The 20,938-nt window shown below is 56.5% G+C and carries 22 protein-coding genes and 1 pseudogene; 17 read left to right on the top strand and 6 right to left on the bottom strand.

The genetic code is table 11. The annotated features are described in order from the left end of the window. Positions 1-274, bottom strand: a pseudogene (locus BLW66_RS17620) (transposase); the annotation flags it as partial. A gap of 269 nt (positions 275-543) precedes the next feature. On the opposite strand from BLW66_RS17620, the gene BLW66_RS17615 reads away from it, so the two are divergent. Continuing rightward, complete coding sequence (locus tag BLW66_RS17615; RefSeq protein ID WP_089949163.1) at positions 544-738, top strand: hypothetical protein; 195 nt, start codon at positions 544-546, stop codon at positions 736-738. A gap of 84 nt (positions 739-822) precedes the next feature. Here the strand turns inward: BLW66_RS17615 and nusG are convergent, their stop codons facing one another. Further along, on the bottom strand, positions 823-1,341 hold the full coding sequence (nusG, locus tag BLW66_RS17610) for a transcription termination/antitermination protein NusG (protein ID WP_244508691.1): 519 nt from the start codon (positions 1,339-1,341) through the stop codon (positions 823-825). Positions 1,342-1,476: 135 nt separating this feature from the next. Here nusG and BLW66_RS17605 point away from each other — a divergent pair, with 135 nt between their 5' ends. The 16 genes from BLW66_RS17605 (at position 1,477) to BLW66_RS17530 (ending at position 16,552) form a co-directional block, all read left to right on the top strand. Further along, the gene (locus BLW66_RS17605; RefSeq protein ID WP_244508690.1) at positions 1,477-1,944 is read left to right on the top strand and encodes a MarR family EPS-associated transcriptional regulator; all 468 of its coding nucleotides are present in this window, start codon (positions 1,477-1,479) and stop codon (positions 1,942-1,944) included. Between the two features lie 51 nt (positions 1,945-1,995). Continuing rightward, positions 1,996-3,042 (top strand): polysaccharide biosynthesis protein, encoded by a 1,047-nt coding sequence (locus BLW66_RS17600; RefSeq protein WP_089949158.1) that lies wholly within the window; start codon positions 1,996-1,998, stop codon positions 3,040-3,042. Then, entirely contained in the window at positions 3,042-4,163 is a 1,122-nt protein-coding gene (locus BLW66_RS17595; protein WP_089949155.1) for a polysaccharide biosynthesis C-terminal domain-containing protein, read from the top strand. Before BLW66_RS17600 ends, BLW66_RS17595 begins: the two co-directional genes overlap by 1 nt. Further along, entirely contained in the window at positions 4,160-5,320 is a 1,161-nt protein-coding gene (wecB, locus tag BLW66_RS17590) for a non-hydrolyzing UDP-N-acetylglucosamine 2-epimerase (RefSeq protein ID WP_089949153.1), read from the top strand. Before BLW66_RS17595 ends, wecB begins: the two co-directional genes overlap by 4 nt. After that, positions 5,317-5,928, top strand: a complete 612-nt coding sequence (locus tag BLW66_RS17585) for a sugar transferase (RefSeq protein WP_089949150.1) — start codon at positions 5,317-5,319, stop codon at positions 5,926-5,928. The genes wecB and BLW66_RS17585 overlap by 4 nt, the downstream gene beginning before the upstream one ends. Positions 5,929-5,931: 3 nt before the next feature. Beyond that, the gene (locus tag BLW66_RS17580) at positions 5,932-6,918 is read left to right on the top strand and encodes a methionyl-tRNA formyltransferase (protein WP_089949148.1); all 987 of its coding nucleotides are present in this window, start codon (positions 5,932-5,934) and stop codon (positions 6,916-6,918) included. Further along, entirely contained in the window at positions 6,915-7,619 is a 705-nt protein-coding gene (locus BLW66_RS17575) for a PIG-L deacetylase family protein (RefSeq protein WP_089949145.1), read from the top strand. Before BLW66_RS17580 ends, BLW66_RS17575 begins: the two co-directional genes overlap by 4 nt. After that, entirely contained in the window at positions 7,616-8,521 is a 906-nt protein-coding gene (locus BLW66_RS17570) for a sulfotransferase family protein (protein WP_089949144.1), read from the top strand. Before BLW66_RS17575 ends, BLW66_RS17570 begins: the two co-directional genes overlap by 4 nt. Before the next feature lie 4 nt (positions 8,522-8,525). After that, positions 8,526-9,656 carry a DegT/DnrJ/EryC1/StrS family aminotransferase gene (locus BLW66_RS17565; protein WP_089949141.1) on the top strand — a complete coding sequence of 377 codons (1,131 nt, stop codon included), beginning with the start codon at positions 8,526-8,528 and terminating at the stop codon, positions 9,654-9,656. A 61-nt stretch (positions 9,657-9,717) separates the two neighbouring features. Further along, positions 9,718-10,842, top strand: a complete 1,125-nt coding sequence (locus BLW66_RS17560) for a glycosyltransferase family 4 protein (protein WP_170833522.1) — start codon at positions 9,718-9,720, stop codon at positions 10,840-10,842. A gap of 124 nt (positions 10,843-10,966) precedes the next feature. Continuing rightward, a complete protein-coding gene (locus BLW66_RS17555) occupies positions 10,967-12,121 on the top strand; it encodes an EpsG family protein (RefSeq protein WP_089949134.1) in 1,155 nt (384 codons plus the stop codon). After that, positions 12,122-13,456, top strand: coding sequence for a lipid II flippase MurJ (locus BLW66_RS17550; RefSeq protein ID WP_089949131.1), 1,335 nt, complete (start codon positions 12,122-12,124; stop codon positions 13,454-13,456). Between the two features lie 210 nt (positions 13,457-13,666). Then, positions 13,667-14,296 (top strand): glutathione S-transferase family protein, encoded by a 630-nt coding sequence (locus tag BLW66_RS17545; RefSeq protein WP_089949129.1) that lies wholly within the window; start codon positions 13,667-13,669, stop codon positions 14,294-14,296. 10 nt (positions 14,297-14,306) lie between these two features. Continuing rightward, on the top strand, positions 14,307-14,927 hold the full coding sequence (locus tag BLW66_RS17540; protein ID WP_089949127.1) for a glutathione S-transferase family protein: 621 nt from the start codon (positions 14,307-14,309) through the stop codon (positions 14,925-14,927). Positions 14,928-15,029: 102 nt separating this feature from the next. After that, positions 15,030-15,248, top strand: a complete 219-nt coding sequence (locus BLW66_RS17535) for a helix-turn-helix domain-containing protein (RefSeq protein WP_139254591.1) — start codon at positions 15,030-15,032, stop codon at positions 15,246-15,248. A 2-nt stretch (positions 15,249-15,250) separates the two neighbouring features. Further along, the gene (locus BLW66_RS17530) at positions 15,251-16,552 is read left to right on the top strand and encodes a HipA domain-containing protein (RefSeq protein WP_089949118.1); all 1,302 of its coding nucleotides are present in this window, start codon (positions 15,251-15,253) and stop codon (positions 16,550-16,552) included. A 5-nt stretch (positions 16,553-16,557) separates the two neighbouring features. Here BLW66_RS17530 and BLW66_RS17525 read toward each other — a convergent pair whose 3' ends face one another. From BLW66_RS17525 to BLW66_RS17510, 4 genes are all read right to left on the bottom strand, one after another. Continuing rightward, the gene (locus BLW66_RS17525; protein WP_089949115.1) at positions 16,558-17,880 is read right to left on the bottom strand and encodes a TRAP transporter large permease; all 1,323 of its coding nucleotides are present in this window, start codon (positions 17,878-17,880) and stop codon (positions 16,558-16,560) included. Beyond that, on the bottom strand, positions 17,880-18,368 hold the full coding sequence (locus tag BLW66_RS17520) for a TRAP transporter small permease subunit (RefSeq protein WP_089949113.1): 489 nt from the start codon (positions 18,366-18,368) through the stop codon (positions 17,880-17,882). Before BLW66_RS17520 ends, BLW66_RS17525 begins: the two co-directional genes overlap by 1 nt. Positions 18,369-18,442: 74 nt before the next feature. Continuing rightward, positions 18,443-19,498, bottom strand: coding sequence for a TRAP transporter substrate-binding protein DctP (gene dctP, locus BLW66_RS17515; RefSeq protein WP_089949110.1), 1,056 nt, complete (start codon positions 19,496-19,498; stop codon positions 18,443-18,445). Positions 19,499-19,535: 37 nt separating this feature from the next. Further along, complete coding sequence (locus BLW66_RS17510) at positions 19,536-20,831, bottom strand: hydroxymethylglutaryl-CoA reductase, degradative (RefSeq protein WP_089949107.1); 1,296 nt, start codon at positions 20,829-20,831, stop codon at positions 19,536-19,538. Between the last annotated feature and the right edge of the window lie 107 nt (positions 20,832-20,938).

The following is a 20,938-nucleotide window of genomic DNA, read 5'->3' as shown; positions in this document are numbered from 1 at the left end:
ACGGCTTTTGGCTCGCAAAGAACACCGTGGCCTTTTTTAACACTTCCCTTTCCTCCTTGAGAATGCGGTTCTCACGTCGAAGCCGGTCATTCTCGTGGGCGAGGCTCAAATCCTCTTTCGAAACCACATCCGTGTCTCGGTTCGATGTGATCCATTTGTTCAACGTCGACATGCCGACGCCAAGATCATCCGCCACCTGCTTGCGCGTTAGCCCGCTGGTCAGCGCGATCCGCACCGCATCCTGGCGGAATTCGTCCGTCCGTTTCAGTCCCATAGTCAGTCCCCTTTGTTGAAGTAAATGCTATCAAAGGGCCGGCATCAAACCGCGACAGGTCCAGCATGACTTCACTGCCGACAGTGGCAACACGACCTTGAGCCCAAGCCAATTGCCCTCAGCCCTCCTGCCCATTGACGATAGTTCTCGTCATGCACCCCTAGTACACAACGGGCGACACCAGTGGCATCGAGCCGCCTGAGCACGTTAAAAAACGCTATGAGATTTGAGAGGCGATCAACAGCAATGTCGACTCTGACAACCGCGTCGTGCTCTATCAACAACTCTCCGACATCGCGGCGGATGAGTTTGAGGCCTTCGGCGTCACCAAGAACCCCTCGACTTACGGCGTGGTGAAGAATGGCCTTGAGAATGTCCTGCCCGGCATGGTTTCGAACAGCCAATGGGCGAGCCCAGCCAACGTCTTCATGCCTCAGGCGTGGTACTGGGACAACAAATCCTAACAACTCAACGCTCGTTGGGCCGCCACGGTGGCCCAACGATTCGCTGAACGTTTTGAACGTGACATATGGTGGCGAAAGTGCGCGCTAAACCGCGCGCAGCTGCGCTTCATTCGCCGCCACCCGTGTTCGCCCGCCCATCAGGTCCATCAAAACCCAGACACGTTGCTGAGATTCAACCTTCTCAATCTCTCCTACAAAATTGGAGAATGGGCCGTTAGTAAATGTCACGGCGTCGCCAGCCCCGAGTGCGTGACCCTCAACCAGATTGCTCAAACGATCGCACCGCGCCTTCAAGCCATCAACTAGGTCACATGGGACAGGCGTGGGCGCACGACCAAAGCTCACAAGTTGCTTAATACCCTGCGTTGAGTTGATTGAGCGCCAACACCCCTGCACCGCATTGAACGCGACAAAGATGTAGCCAGGGAAAAGGGGACGCCGCGCGGTCACAAACCTGCCAGACCGCTGCTGTGTAGTCTCTTCGAGAGGGAGAAACGTCTCAAACCCCTGCCGTTCGAGATTGCGTTTTGCAATCTGCGCGCTGTTCGGCTTCAACTGCGCTAAGAACCAGCCCATATCTTCAGCAATGACATTCTGTGTCATTTCACACCCCGCACAAACATGGCGCTATATATCGTTTATTTTCGAGTAAGTGCAACATAGGCGAGCTCCTACTTACCTACTATTGGCGCAATGTTTGCGGTTGCTCTAGCGCACTTCTTTGGCTAATGCTCAAAATTGAACGATGGAAAATCTATTCGAACCGCCAGCCCACCACACACAGAGCGCAGCCAAGGCAGCTCTGATGCGGCAGCCTGTCAAGATATCAACCATATGACACGCTCCCAAATCCATGAAGACATGCATTTTCGCATCCTCCGACTGCTTCAGGAAAACCCTGAAATGTCACAGCGCGACCTAGCGAAAGCGGTGGGCGTGAGCGTTGGCCGCATGAACTACGTTCTCGGCGCGCTAGTTGATAAAGGGCTCGTGAAGCTCGGTAACTTCACGGCAGCGAAGGACAAGCGGCGATACGCCTATGTCTTGACACCGCAGGGGATCGCAAAGCGCGCAGCGCTGACACGCTCCTTTTTGGCGCGTAAGATGGCTGAGTATGAGGCTCTTCGTGAAGAGATCGAGGCGATAAAACGAGACAACGAGCGGCATGATCAGCAAGCTTCTCGGTCAATTCAAAAAGAGATATAGACGCGCGCCTTACCGCGAGCGAAGATTCAAATTGTTCAAAAGGTATCTGCTATGAGCCCCCAAAAAAAAGAAAAGCCTAATCGCGTACTGATAACTGGGGGGACCGGTTCTTTCGGAAAAACAATGTTGCGCGATCTTTTGGCGGATGGAGTTGAAGAAGTCCGCATCCTAAGTCGCGATGAGGAAAAGCAAGACGCTCTTCGAAATGATCTGCGCGACGACCGCGTGCGTTATTACATCGGCGACATCCGAGATCGGGGCGCGGTAGACCGAGCTGTGCAAGGCGTAGACGCGATATTCCACGCTGCCGCTTTGAAACAAGTCCCGAGTTGTGAGTTCTTCCCACATGAAGCCGTTTTGACCAATGTAATGGGATCTGAGAACGTAATCCGCTCCGCCATCTCAGCAAAAGTTCAAAGCTTGGTTTGCCTTTCCACCGACAAAGCAGTGCTGCCTGTGAACGCTATGGGCATGACGAAAGCGTTAATGGAGAAAACGGCACAAGCAGCGGCGCGCACATTGGGACCCAACGGCGACACGATCATCTCGTGCGTGCGATATGGGAATGTTATGTATTCGCGAGGCTCAGCCATTCCGCTATTTGTGCGCCAAATCAAATCTGGAAAGGCTATCACCGTAACCGAGCCAACAATGACACGGTTCTTAATGCCACTACGCTATAGTGTGGCTTTGGTGCATCATGCCTTCCAGCACGCTAATCAAGGCGATCTCTTCATTAAAAAAGCTCCGGCATCAACAATCGCCGATCTCGTTACCGCTCTTACAGAGTTGTTCGACGTCCCCGATCATCCAGTTGAGGTCATCGGTTGGCGCCATGCTGAAAAGCTCTACGAAACTCTTGCCAGCGCGCAAGAGTTAGGTAGCTCAGAGGATATGGGTGATTACTATCGGATTATTCTTGATACACGTGACCTGAACTACAAACCGTATTTCTCTGAGGGTGAGGCTGAAACCAAGCAGCTAGAGGATTATCATTCACACAACACGCAACAGCTCGACGTCAGTGAAGTGAAAGAACTGCTTCTTACGCTCCCCGAAGTACAGGCTGAATTGGACACCTGGAACGGAGCGCGCTAATGCGGATCGTCATCACAGGAGCAGGAGGCTTGATCGGCTGGCACGCGCATGCGCGCCTTTATGCAGCCAATTGTGCTGCTGCATTCCAAGGAGAGCTGAAACCATACGACGTCGTTGCACTCGACCATGCTACTTTCGACGATGATGCGGCCCTGAGTTCGGCTGTAAAGGGTGCGCAAGCAGTCCTGCATTTCGCGGGCGTAAATCGCGCTCCCGATGACGTTGTCGAAGCTGCAAACCCTGCAATCGCCGCGCGACTGGTTGAGGCATGCAAGTCCACCAACGCCGCCCCCCATATCGTCTACGCAAACTCCACGCACGCCGCGAATGACACACCATACGGCCGATCGAAACGCATCGCTGGTGAGGTGCTATCGCGAGCTGGCGGCCAGTACACCGACATGGTGCTTCCACATATCTTTGGCGAGTGCGCCCGACCGGATTACAACAACGTCACGGCGACCTTCATCAAAGCGGTGATCGCGGGCGAAACAGCGGACATCAACCCCAACGGGCGCGTATCTCTCCTGCATGCCGGCGCTGCGGCAAAGGCCGCGCTGGATGCGGTGAAAAGTGTTACAATCGGCACCGTAAGCCCCGAAGCTCGTGATATAGCAGTAGTCGATCTATTCTCAATCCTGCAGGGTTTCCACGCCAACTACCAAGCTAATATCTACCCCGACCTTCGCGACCCTTTCACCGTCTCGTTATTCAACAGCTACCGTGCGGCGTTATATCCAGACGAGTTCCCACGTCCACTGAAGCTCAATACGGACGCACGCGGCACTTTGTTCGAGGCTGTAAAAGGCGGCGGCGGTGGACAGACTTTCTTGTCAACAACGATGCCAGGTGTGACCCGTGGAGACCATTTCCACTTGGACAAAGTCGAGCGCTTCCTTGTCGTCCAGGGCGAAGCGATGATCCGCATCCGCAAGGTTTTGACTGATGAGGTTTGGGAATACCGTGTATCAGGTGGAAACCCATCACCCGTAGACATGCCAACATTGCATACCCATTCGATTGAGAACGTTGGCGACACCGAGCTACTGACGCTTTTCTGGACACACGATCTTTTTGATCCGGCCAACCCCGATACTTTCGCCGATAAGGTTCTAAAATGAAACGCCTCAAAGTTATGACCATTCTCGGCACTCGACCCGAGATCATCCGTCTGTCGCGCGTCATGGCACGCCTCGACACCTATACCGACCATGTCGTGGTCCACACTGGCCAAAACTGGGACTACGAGCTGAACGAAGTGTTCTTCGAAGATCTCGGAGTACGCAAACCCGACCACTTCCTGGGTACTGGAGGTGGCACTCTGGGCGAAACACTCGGCAAAATTCTAATCGAAAGCGAAAAGGTGCTGGCTGAAGAAAAGCCTGACGCTGTCGTCGTTCTTGGGGATACAAACTCGGCGATTTCCGCGATCATGGCGCGGCGAATGAAAGTTCCAGTGTATCATATGGAAGCTGGCAATCGATCTTTCGACCGCAACGTGCCCGAAGAGACCAACCGTAAACTGGTGGATCACATCTCAGACTTCAATCTGGTCTATACCGAGCACGCACGGCGGCATTTGCTCTCCGAAGGCGTACACCATCGTCGCATCTACCTCACCGGGTCGCCTATGCGTGAGGTGTTGGCTCACTATCGTGACAAGATAGAAGCATCGGACATCCTGTCTCGGATTAGCCTGAAAGACCGTGGTTACTTCATTGTTTCGCTACACCGCGAAGAAAACGTCGATAGCGCTGCCCGCCTTTCGCAGCTGGTCGATGCACTAAACAGAATTGCAACGCAGTATGATATGCCGATTATTGTTTCGACGCACCCACGTACGCGCAAGCGGCTCGACGCCCTCAAGGACGTTACCTTGGACGATAGGGTCCAGTGGATGAAGCCCTTTGGCTTCCACGACTACAACAAACTTCAGATGCGTGCCTTCTGCGCAATTTCCGACAGCGGCACAATAGCCGAAGAAAGCTCAATGCTAGGCTTTCCGGCAATCACCCCGCGTGACGCCATTGAGCGCCCCGAAGGTTTGGATGTCGGCTGCTTGATCATGACCGGACTGAATGCGGATACGATCCTAGACGGTATCGCCGCCGTTACACGCGGCTTTGCGGATCGTGAGCAAGAAAATCTTCCCCACCCAGTGCCAGCCGACTATTACATAACCAATACATCCGAGCGGGTTGTGAACCTCGTTTTAGGTACGGCACGGCTATCAAACTCATGGGACGGGATTCGGGTAAAGGAGAATGACTCACGATGACTCCGCCTAAGCGACAAATGGCGGCAAAACGCGCGTTCGATATCGCGTTATCTGGAGCTGCCTTACTTTTACTCTCGCCATTGTTCCTCGGTCTGGCGCTCTTCATCAAGCTGCGCAGCCCAGGGCCCGTATTTTTCCGCCAGACGAGAGTCGGGCTGAACGGTAAAGAATTTTCATTGCTAAAGTTCCGGTCAATGCACAGTAATACGGCGCCCCAGCCAAACGCCTCGACAACCCGACGCGCGGACTCACGGGTGTTTCGCGGCGGCGAGACAATCCGCAAATACAAACTGGACGAGTTGCCGCAGATCTTGAATGTTCTGCTAGGAGATATGTCTTTGATCGGCCCTCGACCGACAGTACGGGAAGACTACGATAGGATGTCTCTGGAACAGCGCCGTCGTGTCAGCATTCGACCCGGCTTAAGCGGTCTTGCACAAATCAGCGGGAACACATCGCTGAGTTGGCCCGAGCGCATTGTTCTGGATCTCGAGTATATCAACACCCTATCAATCTGGACCGACGCCCGGATTATCCTGCGGACAGCCAAACTGATCCTCAGCGGTCGGGCTGATACCCATCCGGCCAGCGATGATGAGTGGAGCTAAACGATGATGAAACCAAAGATCATCTGCCTCGGCATGAACGAGGAAAGCGAAAAAGCGATTGCCGCACTGGTCGATGTCGGCGCCGACATCGCCGCGATCGCGGGCTTGCCGAAAAAGGACGCAGCGAACGTTTCCGATTTCGTCGACCACGCTGATATTGCGTCACGGTTAGGGATCGCTTTTCTGCCAGTATCCGATATCAACGCCCACGAAACCCTCGAGGCATTCCGCACTATTGGAGCCGAAATGTTGTTCGTGCTCGGCTGGAGCCAGCTTCTGAGCGCCGAGGCGATCAAGGTATTTTCATGTGGTGTTGTGGGCAGCCACCCGTCCGAGTTGCCATACGGGCGCGGACGCGCCCCGATCCCGTGGACCATTCTTGAAGATCGGCGCCGCAGCGCTGTAACCCTGTTTCGCATGACGAACGGCGTCGACGACGGTGTGATCCTGAAACAGACCAAGTTCGATATCCCAGTACGCCCTACGGCACGTATCTTGTACGATCTGGTTGCCGAGACACTCGCGCATAGTTTCGCCGAGCTCTATTGCGATTTCGTCGAGGGACAGGTGACTGAGGTCGACCAAGATATCGAAAGCGCGAGCTGGAGAGCAAAACGTGTATTGGCCGATGGCTGGATTGATTTTCGGTCAGAGGCCGAGGTGATCGACCGTTTAGTGCGGGCGGTTTCGCCCCCCTTTCCGGGTGCCTATTCCTACCTTGACGGAGAACGCGCGGTATTTCACAGCGCTCGTCTTGCGAGCGGGAGCGACCTGCGGCGGAAAGGCATGCCGGGTCAGGTTCTTGCGCGTCGCCAGGGCATGGTCCTGGTACAAACTGGGGATGTACCACTGTGGTTGAGTGAGCCCATCCTACCTGTAGATCGCCCCGTGCGCTTACGCCTCGGTGATCGCTTCGGATTTCGGATTGAAGACGAACTCCATGCCCTGCGCAAACGCGTAAAAATGATCGAACAAAGGATTAGCCAATGATTCTCGAATCACGAAAAACCCTGGTCGTCGTTGCCCACCCCGACGACGAAACCTTGGGCGCCGGCGGCACGATCCGCCGATTGGCCGATGCAGGATCACGCGTAGACCTCTTGGTTGCGAGCGATGGCTCTTCGGCCCAGTTCGGCGATGACATGGCGGCGCGCAAACGGCGCAACACGCATCTCGACAAAGCCTGCGAGATACTTGGCATCAACCGCTGCATAATACTCGATTTACCTGATATGCGGCTCGACACCATTCCCCATATCGAGATTAACCGCGCCATCGGCAAGGTCGCCGCTGAGGAGGACTACGACACAATCCTGACTCACCATCCCGGCGACGTGAATAAGGACCACGAGCAGGTCTTCAACTCGGTTATGGTGGTCGCGCGCCCTGTACCCGGCAGCAGTATCCGCAACGTGGCGACCTTTTTCGTCAACTCTTCGACCGAATGGGGAGCCCCACTTGCCAATGGCGTATTCCTACCCAATCTGTTCGTGGATATCGACAGCACAATTGACCATAAACTCGAAGCGCTGGCAGCCTATGAGGACGAGTTACGTGTCTGGCCGCATCCGAGAAGCGTCGAAGCCGTCCGAGCTAGGACGCAGACGGTCGGCAGCGAAGTCGGTGTAGGCCATGCCGAAGCCTTTCAATTGATTCGCGGCCTGATTCGTGCACCAGGTTCCCCCAGATGAAACCGAGCACGCCCAAAGGCACGGAGGCCATTCCTTTCACCCCGCTCATCATCATCGGTGCCGGTCGGTCGGGAACCAACGCGCTGCGCGACGCGCTGACCCGCCTGCCCAGTTTCGCGACTTGGCCATGCGACGAAATCAATCCTATCTGGCGGCATGGCAATCTCGATTGGCCTAATGATGAAATCCCACCTGAACGTGCAACCCCAGCGGTGCGAAAATCAATTCGTTCATCTTTCCAAAGGATCTGGCGGCAGCAGGGACGTCCCAACTTTGTCGTCGAAAAAACCTGCGCCAACGCGCTGCGTGTACCCTTTGTCGATGCCGTATTTCCCGAGGCACGCTATATCCATATCGTGCGCAACGGGTTCGATATCGTCGCATCCGCGCGCAAACGCTGGCGTGGCGAATTAGAGGTACCAGGCCTCCCCTACTACCTAGCGAAAGCTCGTTACGCGCCGCTTTCTGACCTACCGCGCTATGCGATATCCGCGCTGAGAAACCGATTGGCAATCAAATTTGGACGACAAGAGCATTTCGATTCTTGGGGTCCACGATTTGAAGAACTAGACAGCCTTGCATCAGCACCGCTGGAAGAAATAGTCGCTCGGCAATGGGCCGCCTGTGTTACTTCCAGCGACATGGCCTTTGAGCAGATCAACACGTCCAGAGTATTTGTTCTGCGCTACGAGGATTTCACCCAAAATCCATTCGACGTTTTGACCAAGATCACCTACTGGCTCGGCATCACCGCTAGCGAAACCCAACTCGAAGAGGCCACATCCCCAATCCGAGCATCATCTGTCGGTAAAGGGCAAGACGTTGCTGAAACCCTGCCTGACAATATCAAATCCTTGCTTATCCCCCCTTTGCGGGCTCACGGCTATCTGGATCAGGAGTAAACCAATGCGTATCTGGCTGTCTCGCCCTCACATGTCCGGCCGCGAAGAGGCCTATGTCGCTAAGGCCTTTGAAAGCAATTTCATCGCACCGCTAGGTCCTCAACTCGACGCCTTTGAAGCTTCCGTCGCCGAATATCTCGGGGGTGGCGTACATTGTGTTGGCCTATCTTCCGGTTCCGCAGCACTACATCTAGCGCTGCGGCTGGTCGGGGTTGAAGCAGGCGACGAGGTATGGATATCTTCGATGACTTTTGCCGGCGGGATTTTCCCAGTACTTTATATGGGGGCAACACCAGTCTTTTTTGATCTTGACCCCAAGAGCTGGACTATCGATGTGGCATTGCTCGGCGAGGCGCTGGAGAGTGCGGCAAAGACGGGAAAACTTCCCAAAGCGATCGTGCCAACCGACCTTTATGGCCAGAGCGTCGACCTAGACCCGCTAGAAGCGCTTTCCTCAAAATACGGTGTTAAATTGATCGTCGACAGCGCTGAAAGCCTAGGTGCCGCATACACAAACGGGCGCAAATGCGGCACGGGAGGTGACGCGTCAATTTTGTCGTTCAACGGTAATAAAATCATCACCACTTCAGGTGGCGGCATGCTTGTGACTCAATCAAAGGACATCGCGGACGGTGCGCGATTCCTCGCGACACAGGCACGCGATCCTGCGCCACACTACGAGCACTCCACCTTCGGCTACAACTACCGCCTTTCCAACGTCTGCGCCGCGATTGGCATTGGGCAAATGGAAGTGTTGGAGATGAGGGTCGCTGCGCGTCGGGCGATCAATGAACGCTATCAGGCTGAATTGAATATACCTGGGATCAGCTTCATGCCGGAGCCTGAAGGATACTATTCATCAAAATGGCTAACAACAATCACTGTCGATCCGCAGCAAACAGGCATCTCCAGCAAAAATATCCGCGAGATGCTGATGGAGCACCAGATCGAATCCCGCCCTCTATGGAAACCAATGCACATGCAGCCGCTATTTTCTGGAACGCGCTATGTCGGATCCAGAGTCGACGAGAACCTATTTGATACAGGACTCTGTCTGCCCTCGGGAAGCGACATGCTAGATGCCGAACAGGGCGAGGTAATCGACCGCATCAAGACCCTATTGGCCAAGATCTAAAAATATGAAGGTTCTCCTAACACATCGGTTTTTCTGGCCGGACACCGCACCCTATGCAGTAATGTTGCGCACCATTGGCGATGCACTCGCTGAAGCTGGGCACGAAGTCCACATCTTGTCCTCAATGCCATCCTACCGGACCGAAGCCAGTGCTACAGAGACTCCGAAACAGGAAAAACTAGGCGCGCTTAATGTGCGGCGTATCTGGGTGTTCAGCGATGAAAAGTGCAATCCATTGCGCCGCCTGGCGAATGCAATGCTCTATTGCTGGGCGCTTTTCGTGAAAATCCTGTACCTGCGTCCGAACGTTGTCACCGCCTCGACCTTTCCTCCAGTCATGGCCGCTTGGTCGGCGAGCCTAGCAGCGAGAATTGTCGGGGCCAAATTCATCTATCACATACAGGATATCCATCCAGAGTTGTCCGTTTGTAGCGGCGGACGTATGGGACGCGGCGCAACAATGCGCTTACTTCGATGGCTGGACAACCAAACCCTCCGTCGATCGGAAGTTATCGTAACCCTGTCCGAGGACATGGCGGAGACCTTGCGCGCGCGCGGACTTGGGCCGTTGCCGATCACCCTAATCAACAACCCGGCGCTTGACTCCGACCATGACCCAATCGCGCCGCCGCCAGAACTAATTAAACCGGCAGGCACGACGCGAGTGATCTTCGCCGGCAACCTTGGGCGCTTTCAAAATCTGCCACTTCTAGCCGAAGGAATAGCACAGTGTTTCGACGATCATCCCGAACTAGAATTGATGTTTTTAGGTGACGGTGTGGCTTTGGCAAAGCTCAAGGCTCGCTGGAAGGACCACCCGCAAGTGCGTTTTGCTCCCTTCCTGCCATTCGCCCAGGCGCGCGGCATTATAAGCGGGGCCGATATTGGGCTGGTATCGCTGAGCGCCAACATCTACCGCGTCGCCTATCCTTCCAAGGTATCCACCTATCTCGATCTTGGCCTACGCATCCTCGCGTTGGTGGAACCCGAAAGCCAGATGGCACGCGAACTTGAGCAGCGAGGCCTCGGCGCGGTTCCGAGCGCGGCCAACCCCGAGGCCATCGCCACGGCACTAGAAACCCTGCTCGCCGCCCCGCCAAGTGCCGTCAGCACCGCCCCCGAAAGAACCAACTGGCCCCAGATAGTCGCTGAGCTGGCCCCCTCCCGCAAGATCAAGCGCTACTGACACATCTATTACTAACACCCACTTCGGGATCGACTTTACAATTCGAGCGAATTACCCATGGAGCCTGCTACAACTTCTATGGATACGACTAGGAACAGAGCGAGCAGGCCGGAGCACTGACACAATGACTGCCTATTTGTTTCTCCTTTCGACAACCGCATGGGCGAGCATCCTTTCCCCGGGCAATGTAGTGCGCAAGGTTTTGTTTTTTGTTCCCACGCTCCTAATCGTGGGTTTCAAATATGAAATTGGTTTCGACTGGCACGTCTATGCTAGGCAGTTTCAACACTTTTCAGAAATTCCGCCCGGAGAGTTCTTCGAAAACTTCTTTATTTATGTTGGAATTTACCAACATGAACCGCTTTACGTCCTTTTTTCCTATATGGGCGCGCACATTCTTGGCATTTACGAAGTATTTTACTGTGCTCTTTTCTTACTGTTCGTTTACTCGACCGCGCGCCTAGGCAAGCTCATAGATACCAACACTGTCGCAGCTTTCTTTGTCATCCATCTTTTCTTGCTTTTCACCTTGGAGTTCTCGACCCTGAGGCAAATGGTTTCACTGTCTATTCTGAATCTTGGCATATCCTTCACCCTTGAAGGTCGCAAGATTAGGGGGTTTGCATTTCTCATACTGTCGCCTTTTTTCCAAGGGTCTTCGGCGATTTTTGCAATCATTTTCCTGCTGGTAGGTTCAACACGCCGTCTGACGCGCGTCTTGCTCGCTTTCGCGCTTATCGTTGCCATAGCCATTAACGCAATCGGGTTTACAGCACTGGCTTCACTTCTTTCTGGCATTGTTCCAGGCTTTCTCGCCACAAAGTTAACCTACTATACGGAGGTTAGGCAGTTCGACTTCAACATGTTGGAAACATTGTTTGCTATTTCTGTTTATTTGGTCCTCGGTTACTTTCTATTTGTGAATCAAAAAAACCAGAATTCGATCGTCCGAGACCTCTCGACATTTCTATTAGTTCTAATCGCCATCGCCATCGCAGGGTTCGCAATCACAACGATGCGTAACCGTATGCTGTACGAAATTATAACAGTTGCTGCATTGCTCCTGTTTTCACCTCATACGAAAAATCCAATTTTCATCAGAACCACGGTCATCATTTTGGGCTTTATTTTCTTTGCAGCTTCGCTCACCAAAGCAACAAGCTTCATGTACGTGCCCTACCAGAATTACCTCTGGTTTCAGATTTGGGAGTTAAAAAGCGACGGACCTGACCGACAAGATCGGCTCAACTCAATTTTGCGCAGTCGAGCCGCGTTTTAGATGAACAAATATACATCCACTTCTGCTCACTCCAGTGAACGTTTTCTGAATATAATGGTCGTGAGGCTTCTCATCCCCGCCCTCGTCGCGACCGGGTTGTTCGCCGGGTTCGCACGCGAGGTGGTGTTGGCTTATCTCTTCGGCACCACGCGGGAGATCGAGATCTTCCGCGTAGCCTTCGGACTGCCCAGCGTTCTTAGCGACAGTCTTGCCGTCTCGTTCGTCGCCATCCTAATTCGCCTCCTCCTAACCGGTGAGCGGGGACACCCAGCCCATGCGTTACGTTGCGCGATCTGGGCCACACTGGCTTTTTCCGGCATCGTTTTCCTCCTTGGCGTTTTCACGATGCCATGGCAAGCTCGGCTTCTCGCCCCGGGCATGAGCCCTGACGAGCACGCCCAGTTGGTGGTCGCGGGGCAAGTCTGCTGGCTCACCTTTCTTTTCGTTGTTCTGTCCCTGCCGATGCGCGCGCTGATGAGCACAAGGGGTCGCGTTTGGCCTGGCGCTGCCTCACAAGTGATGCGTTCGGGCGGTTTCGTACTGGCGCTGCTAGCCTTCGTGCTCGTCTTCGGCTGGCGCGATCTCATGGCTCCAGCCTATGCCGCTGCCCTCGGAGGAGCCACGGTGCTTGGCGTCCACATCCTCGCACTTGGAGCGCGTGACAGGCGACGAGTCACTGTAAGCCTTGCCGCCCCAGAGCGCCTAGATGCGCTTTCACCAACGCTTAGTGCCATCGGGCTGGTGCTGCTCTCCCAGCTCTTTCTCTCCGCCGGTAGACTACTAGACCGCGCCGTGGCTTCGGGCATGGGTGAGGGCATGCTAGCAGGGCTAGAATACAGCTATGCGCTAGTCATGGCCGTGGCCGCCATTCTTGCCACCTCCACCAACCTCACCCTCGCCCCCCGTATGGGCCGCGCCATCCGCGACACCGGCAGGCTGGCGCGCGGGCACGTGGTCCAGATCGCCGCCATCGCGGTTGGAGCTACCGCCATCGGCGCGGTATTGGCGCTAGGGGCCGAGCCAATCACCCGACTGGTATTTGAACGCGGGGCCTTCGACAGTGCGGCGACAGCGCTCACGGCAGAAATCTTTCGCCTTCACGCCTTGAGCCTCGGTCCATTAGTCCTTGCGCTACTTCTCACACAGATACTCTTACTGCACGGCCGCCAACGCGCCGTTTTTGGCGCAGCAATCTTCAAGGCCTTTTTCAAGATTGTTTGTCTCTGGTGGATACTGCGGATAGATGGCGACATTTACGATGTTGCCAAAACCTTACTTTGGGTCGAATTTGCAATGGCAGCTGCCCTTAGCGCAGCCGTGTTTTTTCGAAGATGAATAGCCCCTAGTTTTGTAGATCCGCCATCCACGGCAGCCAATACCGTTCCATATTTGACGAGCTGCCAACATTTGATGTTCAGAAATCACACGATACTATCGACAGAAGACGGCGGATCAGCGGTCCACACCCGATTGCGCATTGCGGCCATCCGCGAGTGGTGCTTTCTAATTCCCTGAAACGCCATCACTCTCCATGAAGGAAGTCCCATGATTGATTTTTACGCTTGGCCCACCCCCAATTGCCGCAAGGTGTCGATCCTGCTGGAGGAGCTGGGGCTGGATTACAATGTGCACACCATCGACATCGGTAACGGGGATCAGTTCGCGCCAGATTTCCTTGCCGTCAGCCCGAACAACAAGGTCCCCGCGATCTCCGACTCCAAGACTGGCGTGAACCTGTTCGAGTCCGGTGCGATCCTGCTTTATCTGGCGGAGCAGCATAACCGCTTTTTGCCACAGGATCCGAAGGACCGCGCAGAGGTGTTTCAGTGGCTGATGTGGCAAATGGGCGGCTTGGGCCCGATGGCAGGGCAGGCCCACCACTACCTAAAAAACAACCCCGGCAAATCCGCCTACGCGGAAGATCGCTTCAGAACAGAAGTTGGCCGCCTTTACGGCGTGCTGAACAAGCATCTGGAGCAGCGCGAATTTATCGGTTCCGAATACTCCATCGCGGATATGGCAATCTGGCCGTGGGTTGCGCGCCACGAATGGCACCAGATCAACCTTGCCGATTATCCAAACGTGCGGGTGTGGTATCAGCGTTTGGCGCAACGGCCCGCCGTACAAAAAGGCTACGACGTGCCCCATCCCGCTGGCGAAATCCCGCAAGGCTAAAGGACATCCGATGATAAAAATTCTAGGCCGCCCGAATTCCGTAAACGTGCAAAAGGTCATGTGGTGCGCCGCAGAGCTTGGCCTAGACGTGGAGCGCGCCGACATTGGCGGCGCGTTCGGCGGGACCGATACCGATGCCTTCCGCAAGATGAACCCCAACGGCACTATCCCCGTTCTGATTGACGAGGATTTCACCTTGTGGGAATCCAACGCCATCGTGCGCTACCTTTGTGCCGCCTACGGCGCTGCGCCTTGGGTGCTGCCCAACACCAAAACCCACGGCTTGGCCGATCAATGGATGGATTGGTACCAAACCACCCTGCACCCGCCCATGACCACGCTATTCTGGCAATTGATCCGCACGCCATCCGACCAAGTTGAGCCTGCAAAGATCACCGCCGCGATAGACGCCGGAGCGAAACGTTGGGCCATTCTCGATCAGCATTTGGCGACCTCCCGTTTCATTCTGGGCGATCATCTCAGCATGGCGGATATCCCGCTCGGCTGCGCTGCCTACCGCTGGCACTCCATGAATTTCACGCGCCCCGATCTGCCGAACCTGCGCCGCTGGTGGGAGGAGCTTGCTGACCGCCCCGCTTATAAGGCCAACGTGATGCTGCCGATTACCTAGATCGGCAGCGCGCTGCGCTCGCAATATTAACGATCGTTGACATATTACGCGAAAGCCCTCATACAGGCCCCAACATCAACGATCATTGATATTGGCCGCAAAATGCAAACCACTACCCCGATCACAGACCCAGCCTCCCTTGGCCGCGCCATTCGCGCGCGCAGGCTGGCGCTTGGCTTGCGGCAAAGTGAGGTGGCTATGCAAAGCGGCATATCTCTACCGACGCTTGGCGCGATTGAGAACGGCAAGGACACCGCGCGCATCGGTTTGGTGCTGCAACTCTGCCAAGACCTCGGCCTGCGCCTGACGGCTGGCGACTGATCATGGCACTGGACCTAGACGTCTTTCTTGACGGCGCGCCCGATCCCGTTGGCCGCTTAACCCGCGACGACGCGGGCGCGACCAGCTTTCAGTATCTGAGTGACGCGCCCGCCCATCCGCTGTCCCTATCGCTCCCCCTGCGCGAGGCCCCTTACGACGATACCGCCACGCGCAGTTTTTTCGCCAACCTGCTGTTCGAGAACGCGCAGCGCGAACAGATCATGGCCCGTCACCGGTTGGATTTCTCCGATGTCGTCGGGCTGCTCTACCACCTCGGCGCGGACTGTCCCGGCGCGATTTCCTGCGTGCAACGCGGGGCAGGTCCGGCAAAACAGCCCGGCGCGCTTAGCACCGATTACGACCCGCTAAGCAACGACGACTTGCTGCGTCTTATGACGTCCCTGCGCGATCACCGCCGCGTGCCGGACGATACCAACGACCCGTCGCCGCTGGCTGGTGTTCAAGGAAAAGTAGCACTCACGCTTCTGCCCGACGGGCGTTTTGCCCTGCCAAAGGCGGGCCTTAACGTGCCCACGACCCACATCTTGAAAGTGCCCCGCCCCGCGCAAATGCGCGTGGTCGGCGACGAACACTTGCTGATGGGGATGATGGCGGATCTGCAAAACCACCCCGTCGCACAGACAAAGATCATCGGGGACGATGACCTGAAGGGCCTGCTCATCACCCGCTTTGATCGGCAGGTAAGCGGCGACGCGGTCACGCGGCTTCATCAGGAGGATTTCTGTCAGGCGCTCGGCCTCGGCCCCACGCTCAAGTACCAGCGCAACGGCATCCCACCGCGCGTGTTTTCAGCCGCAGCCATCGGCGCATTGCTGCGTCAAACCGACAATCCCGGGCGCTCTCGACAAGCCTTTCTGGAGGTCACGCTGCTCAACATTCTCATGGGCAACACGGACAATCACGCGAAGAACCACGCGCTCATTTATACCACGCCCCGCCCCACGCTCGCCCCCGTCTATGACGTGGTACCCACCCTGATCGACGATCAGGTAACGCATCAATTGTCCTTTGACATCGGCGCGGCTCAGATGACGGATAACATCACGGCCAGCGACATCGCCCGCTTCACCCAAGACCTCGGATACCCGCGCATGACGCCAGCCCTACACAACCGGATGTGCGAAATCGTCACCGCAATTGTCGCCCGCATCGGTGAGGCCGCAGGCCCCGCCCGAAAGCCCGTGGACGACGCCATCGCAGAGCAAGCCAAACACATGGCCGCCGCACTTGGCATGACCATCGCCATTCCAGACCGCGACATGGTGGTGATCAATCGACCCTAAACCGGCTACTTCACCCTGTTCGCGGCTTGCTCCGGCAGCCATGTGACCAGATCGGGGAACAGGACGAACAAGATCAAAACCACGACCTGGATCAGGAAGAACGGGATCACCCCACGGTAGACTTGGCCGATGCCAATCCCGTCAGGAAGCACGCCCTTAAGGTAGAACAACGTGTAGCCAAAGGGCGGCGTGATGTACGCCATCTGCGCCGTGACCATGAACAACACACCGAACCAAAGCGGATCAAAGCCCAAGGTTTTGATGATCGGCACGAACACCGGCACACAGAGCAAGATGATGCCAATTTCGTCCAAGAACAGGCCAAGGAAGATCAACACCAGCAGCATCGCCAGCAACACCACGTAGCGCGATGCCTCCAACCCCTCAACGAAGTTGAGCACGGAATCTGCCCCGCCCGTCGCGACGAAAACCGAAATAAACGCCTTGGCCCCAAGCGTGATCCACAGGATCATCGCCGTCACGCGCAGGGTGTCCGTGGCGGCGGCGTTCAGGTTGGACAATCGCAACCGACCCGACAAAAGCGCGGACAGCATGGCACCCAAAACACCGACGGCGGCGGCTTCGGTCGGCGTCGCAATCCCCGCATAAATCGTGCCCAACACCGACAGGATCACAAACGCAGGCAACACCAGATGGCGCAAGGCGGCTAGTTTTTCGCCAAGCGGGATCGCACTGACGCCCACTGGCATGGGTGCCAACGCAGGGTTCAACCGGACGCGCACCCAGATGTAGCTACAGTAGCCGAACGCAAGGATCAGCCCGGGCAAGATACCCGCGATAAACATCTGGCCAATCGAGATTTGCGCGGTAATCGCATAAACGATCGTCACCACCGACGGCGGGATCAGGATGCCCAAAGTCCCACCCGCGCAAATGGACCCCAAGGCCAGCGGCGGGTGGTAGCCACGTGACAACATTGACGGCAACGCCAGAATTCCCATCGCCGCCACCGCTGCGCCAACAACACCGGTCATCGCGGCCATGATGGTGCAGATCACCACCGTCCCGATAGCCAAGCCGCCCGACACCCTGCCGAACCAGATTTCCATTGCGGCATAAAGGTCGTCGATAATCTGCGACTTTTGCAAAATCGCGGCCATCAACACATAGAGCGGAATGGCCATCAACGCCTCGGACGTCATCGTCTCGAACGTGTTAAGGACGGTGACGATTAGCGCGCTCGGCCCCCAAAGGGTTGCGGTTGCCAAAAAGGCGATAGCGCCCAACACAAAGGCCAATCCCGCCCCGCTGAGCATAAGCACCATCAACGCGGAAAACATTCCGATAAGAACAAGACTGCTTTCCATTACGCGGACCGCCCTTTTACAGCAAAGACAACTTCGGCGAGGGATTGAAACACCAGCAAAAGCGCGGCCAACGGCAGCACCATCTTGGCGGGCCAGATGATCGGGTTCCACGCGGAGTAACTGGTCTCGCCATACTCAAACGCCTGCCACGCCAGCGGCAAGCTGAACCGCAACAAGATCAGCCCGAACAGCAACGCCAAAAGCGCGGCCATAACGGCAAGCACAACGCGAAGGCGGCCCCGTGCGTTTGACGACAAAACATCAACCGCAACGTGCCCTCCGAGGTGCAAAAGATACGGGCCACCCAGAAGGAAGAAGGGTCCAAACAGCAACGTCGCAAGCTCCGGCCCCCAGCTCGTCGGGTTTTGCAAAGAATATCGGGAGATCACTTCGAAAAGCATCAACCCCGCAATAACGTACACCAGCCATTTGGCGGCCTCGAACGTCCAACGGTTGAGCGTGGTTATGGCCAAAGCGGCACGAAACATGGAAGCCTCCCTTCATAGCGAAACCGGCCCGCTGCGCAGATTGCGCGGGCCGGTCGTTGTCATGTCACTGATAATCAGAGAAGTCGCAGATCCGCCATCAGCTCTTTCTGGCTTTGCATCATTTCAGTCGCCAGCGCGTCGCCGTTCGTCGCTTTTTCCCAAGAGGTCACGGCCTTGCCGCGCGATTGCGCCACGTCTTCAGGATCAAGGGTAATGATCTCCACGCCAGCCTCTTCGAACTTGGCCATGTATTCGGCGTTGTCCACGATAATGTTCTGGCGCAACGCCCCCGAAACCTCGCGCGCGGCAACGGCAAGCGCCGCGCGTTGCTGGTCGTCCAACTGGCCATAGGCGGCGGTGTTCGCCACATAGCACGTCGCGGTGGACGGCTGGTGAACACCCGGCAAGATCAGGTATTTCGCGACCTCGTGAAGACCCTCTTCATAGTTGGCTTTGATGTCGCCGCGGTCTGCAAAATCGACCAAGCCCTTGTCCAACGCGGAGTAGACTTCAGACGTCGGCAATGGCGACACGGCAACGCCGAAATCGGCCATCACGGCGGAGGCCAAGCCGACAAACCGCCCCTTGAGACCGTTCATGTCCGCGATCTTGCGGATCTCTACTTTGGAGTGCAGCGGCTCTTCGCCGTAGACCGTCGGGGCCACATAGGTCAGCCCGGCTGGCGCATAGGATTTGGCCGCCATTTCCATGCCACCGCGCTCGTAGAACCACGCCTCGTACTGGTCTGCCTCAGGGAAGCCGAAAGGCACCGTGGAGGAAAACCCGTGCGCAGGGATTTTTCCGGCCGTGTAGCCGTCAAAGGTCTTCATCAACTGGAACGCGCCCCCGCGTACCGCGTCAAACGACTGTGCCGACGGCACGATCTGGCCGCCCGCAAAGGGCGTGATGTCCAAGCTGCCGCCAGTCAATTCGCGCACGCGGTCGCAAAATTTTTCTTCATAGAGCATCGGTGTCGTGCCACCGCCCCACAGGGCCTGCATACGCCACTGGATCGTGCCCTGCGCACGGACCGAACTGGCGGCAACGATCGCAGGTGTTGCAAGTCCCGCAGCAGCGGCCCCGCGGATAAACTGGCGTCGTGTCGATGGTGTCTTGAGTGTTTTCGTCATTGGTCGTCCTCCCTAAAAAATCTATCCGGCAATGGCGTTACAATTTCGCCAGCACCTCTTTCGCGGCCTGAACACTGACATGCCCCTGCGTCGCGATAGCCTTGGCCACCGCCTCAACCTCTGCGCCGGTCGCGCCCGCCAAAATGGCGATGTTGCGTGCATGCAGCGCCATGTGGCCCTTCTGGATGCCCTCTGTCGCCAGCGCGCGCAGCGCGGCCATGTTTTGCGCCAAGCCGACTGCCACCGTGACCTGCGCCAACTCTTGTGCCGTGCTCACGCCAAGCACCCGCAACGCGGCTTGCGCAGCCGGATGCGTTTTGGTGGCACCGCCGACCAACCCCAATGCCATCGGCATCTCAATCGTGCCGGTCAAGCTGCCATTCGCCCCGCGCTCCCAAGTTGTGAGCGAGGTATACTGCCCGCTTCTCGCCGCCCACGCATGGGCCCCCGCCTCAATCGCGCGCCAATCGTTGCCGGTTGCAACCACGACCGGATCAACCCCGTTCATCACGCCTTTGTTGTGCGTCGCGGCGCGGTACGGGTCGATCTGCGCAAGCGCATAGGCCTCGATCATGCCGTCGATCACGTCATTGCCGTCCATGGTCTTGGTGGTCAATGCTTCGGGTGTCAGGGTCACATGCGCGCGCGCCAAACGGTGATCCGCGAGGTTCGACAGAATACGCAAACGGGTGTGGCCCCCTGCGATCTCTGCCACGCGCGGCGCGATGGTTTCGGCCATCGAATTCACCGCGTTAGCCCCCATCGCGTCCCGCACATCCACAAGGATATGCAGCACCGCCATTGGGCCGACAGCAGAGGTTTCAAAAACATGAACCTCAATACCGATGCAGCCGCCGCCAAGGGATACCAGCACTTCGTCGCGGGCGTTGCACATCTCGCGCAACTCGGCCTCAGCCCCCAAAAGACGGTGACGAGCGCCACTTGGGTCAGCCAACCCGACCACCTGAATTTGCGCCCGCATCACCGGACGGTCCGCCGAGGTCCGAAAGCCGCCACAGCCGCGTGCAATCTTCGCCATGTAAGACGCCGCCGCCACAACGGACGGCTCCTCCACCACCATCGGGATCAGGTAGTCTTTGTCGTTGATCGTGAAATTCGAAGCGACAGCGAGAGGCAGCTCAAACTTGCCAATGACGTTCTCGATCATGCCGTTCGCCAAAGGCATCGGCAGCACGTCGGCACCGGTCAGCGTTACGCGGTCCTCGTCACTCATGCCAACAGCCGCCGCCAAAACGTCCAAACGGCCCGCTGGCTCAAGATTGCGCAAATTCTCCAACCGCGAGTTGCGCGGTGTTGTCGTCTCAGTTGTCATTGAGTTCCTGCCCCGTATTTCCTCGACCGACCCTACGCCCTAGCTGCTGGGATTTGATAGGTACAATTGTGTAAAACAGTGGCACACTGTACTGGTACTTTTGTTGA

This window comes from Litoreibacter albidus (assembly GCF_900107015.1).
GTDB classification, from domain to species: Bacteria; Pseudomonadota; Alphaproteobacteria; order Rhodobacterales; family Rhodobacteraceae; genus Litoreibacter; species Litoreibacter albidus.
Note: the sequence above shows the minus strand (reverse complement) of the source record. Positions and strands in the feature narration are given on the sequence as shown.

Excerpts from the sequence above, each read along its gene's own strand:
- nusG (WP_244508691.1), bottom strand. The coding sequence starts at position 1,341 with ATGACACAGAATGTCATTGCTGAAGATATGGGCTGGTTCTTAGCGCAG.
- BLW66_RS17600 (WP_089949158.1), top strand. The coding sequence starts at position 1,996 with ATGAGCCCCCAAAAAAAAGAAAAGCCTAATCGCGTACTGATAACTGGG.
- BLW66_RS17595 (WP_089949155.1), top strand. The coding sequence starts at position 3,042 with ATGCGGATCGTCATCACAGGAGCAGGAGGCTTGATCGGCTGGCACGCG.
- wecB (WP_089949153.1), top strand. The coding sequence starts at position 4,160 with ATGAAACGCCTCAAAGTTATGACCATTCTCGGCACTCGACCCGAGATC.
- BLW66_RS17585 (WP_089949150.1), top strand. The coding sequence starts at position 5,317 with ATGACTCCGCCTAAGCGACAAATGGCGGCAAAACGCGCGTTCGATATC.
- BLW66_RS17580 (WP_089949148.1), top strand. The coding sequence starts at position 5,932 with ATGATGAAACCAAAGATCATCTGCCTCGGCATGAACGAGGAAAGCGAA.
- BLW66_RS17575 (WP_089949145.1), top strand. The coding sequence starts at position 6,915 with ATGATTCTCGAATCACGAAAAACCCTGGTCGTCGTTGCCCACCCCGAC.
- BLW66_RS17570 (WP_089949144.1), top strand. The coding sequence starts at position 7,616 with ATGAAACCGAGCACGCCCAAAGGCACGGAGGCCATTCCTTTCACCCCG.
- BLW66_RS17565 (WP_089949141.1), top strand. The coding sequence starts at position 8,526 with ATGCGTATCTGGCTGTCTCGCCCTCACATGTCCGGCCGCGAAGAGGCC.
- BLW66_RS17560 (WP_170833522.1), top strand. The coding sequence starts at position 9,718 with ATGTTGCGCACCATTGGCGATGCACTCGCTGAAGCTGGGCACGAAGTC.
- BLW66_RS17555 (WP_089949134.1), top strand. The coding sequence starts at position 10,967 with ATGACTGCCTATTTGTTTCTCCTTTCGACAACCGCATGGGCGAGCATC.
- BLW66_RS17550 (WP_089949131.1), top strand. The coding sequence starts at position 12,122 with ATGAACAAATATACATCCACTTCTGCTCACTCCAGTGAACGTTTTCTG.
- BLW66_RS17545 (WP_089949129.1), top strand. The coding sequence starts at position 13,667 with ATGATTGATTTTTACGCTTGGCCCACCCCCAATTGCCGCAAGGTGTCG.
- BLW66_RS17540 (WP_089949127.1), top strand. The coding sequence starts at position 14,307 with ATGATAAAAATTCTAGGCCGCCCGAATTCCGTAAACGTGCAAAAGGTC.
- BLW66_RS17535 (WP_139254591.1), top strand. The coding sequence starts at position 15,030 with ATGCAAACCACTACCCCGATCACAGACCCAGCCTCCCTTGGCCGCGCC.
- BLW66_RS17530 (WP_089949118.1), top strand. The coding sequence starts at position 15,251 with ATGGCACTGGACCTAGACGTCTTTCTTGACGGCGCGCCCGATCCCGTT.
- BLW66_RS17525 (WP_089949115.1), bottom strand. The coding sequence starts at position 17,880 with ATGGAAAGCAGTCTTGTTCTTATCGGAATGTTTTCCGCGTTGATGGTG.
- BLW66_RS17520 (WP_089949113.1), bottom strand. The coding sequence starts at position 18,368 with ATGTTTCGTGCCGCTTTGGCCATAACCACGCTCAACCGTTGGACGTTC.
- dctP (WP_089949110.1), bottom strand. The coding sequence starts at position 19,498 with ATGACGAAAACACTCAAGACACCATCGACACGACGCCAGTTTATCCGC.
- BLW66_RS17510 (WP_089949107.1), bottom strand. The coding sequence starts at position 20,831 with ATGACAACTGAGACGACAACACCGCGCAACTCGCGGTTGGAGAATTTG.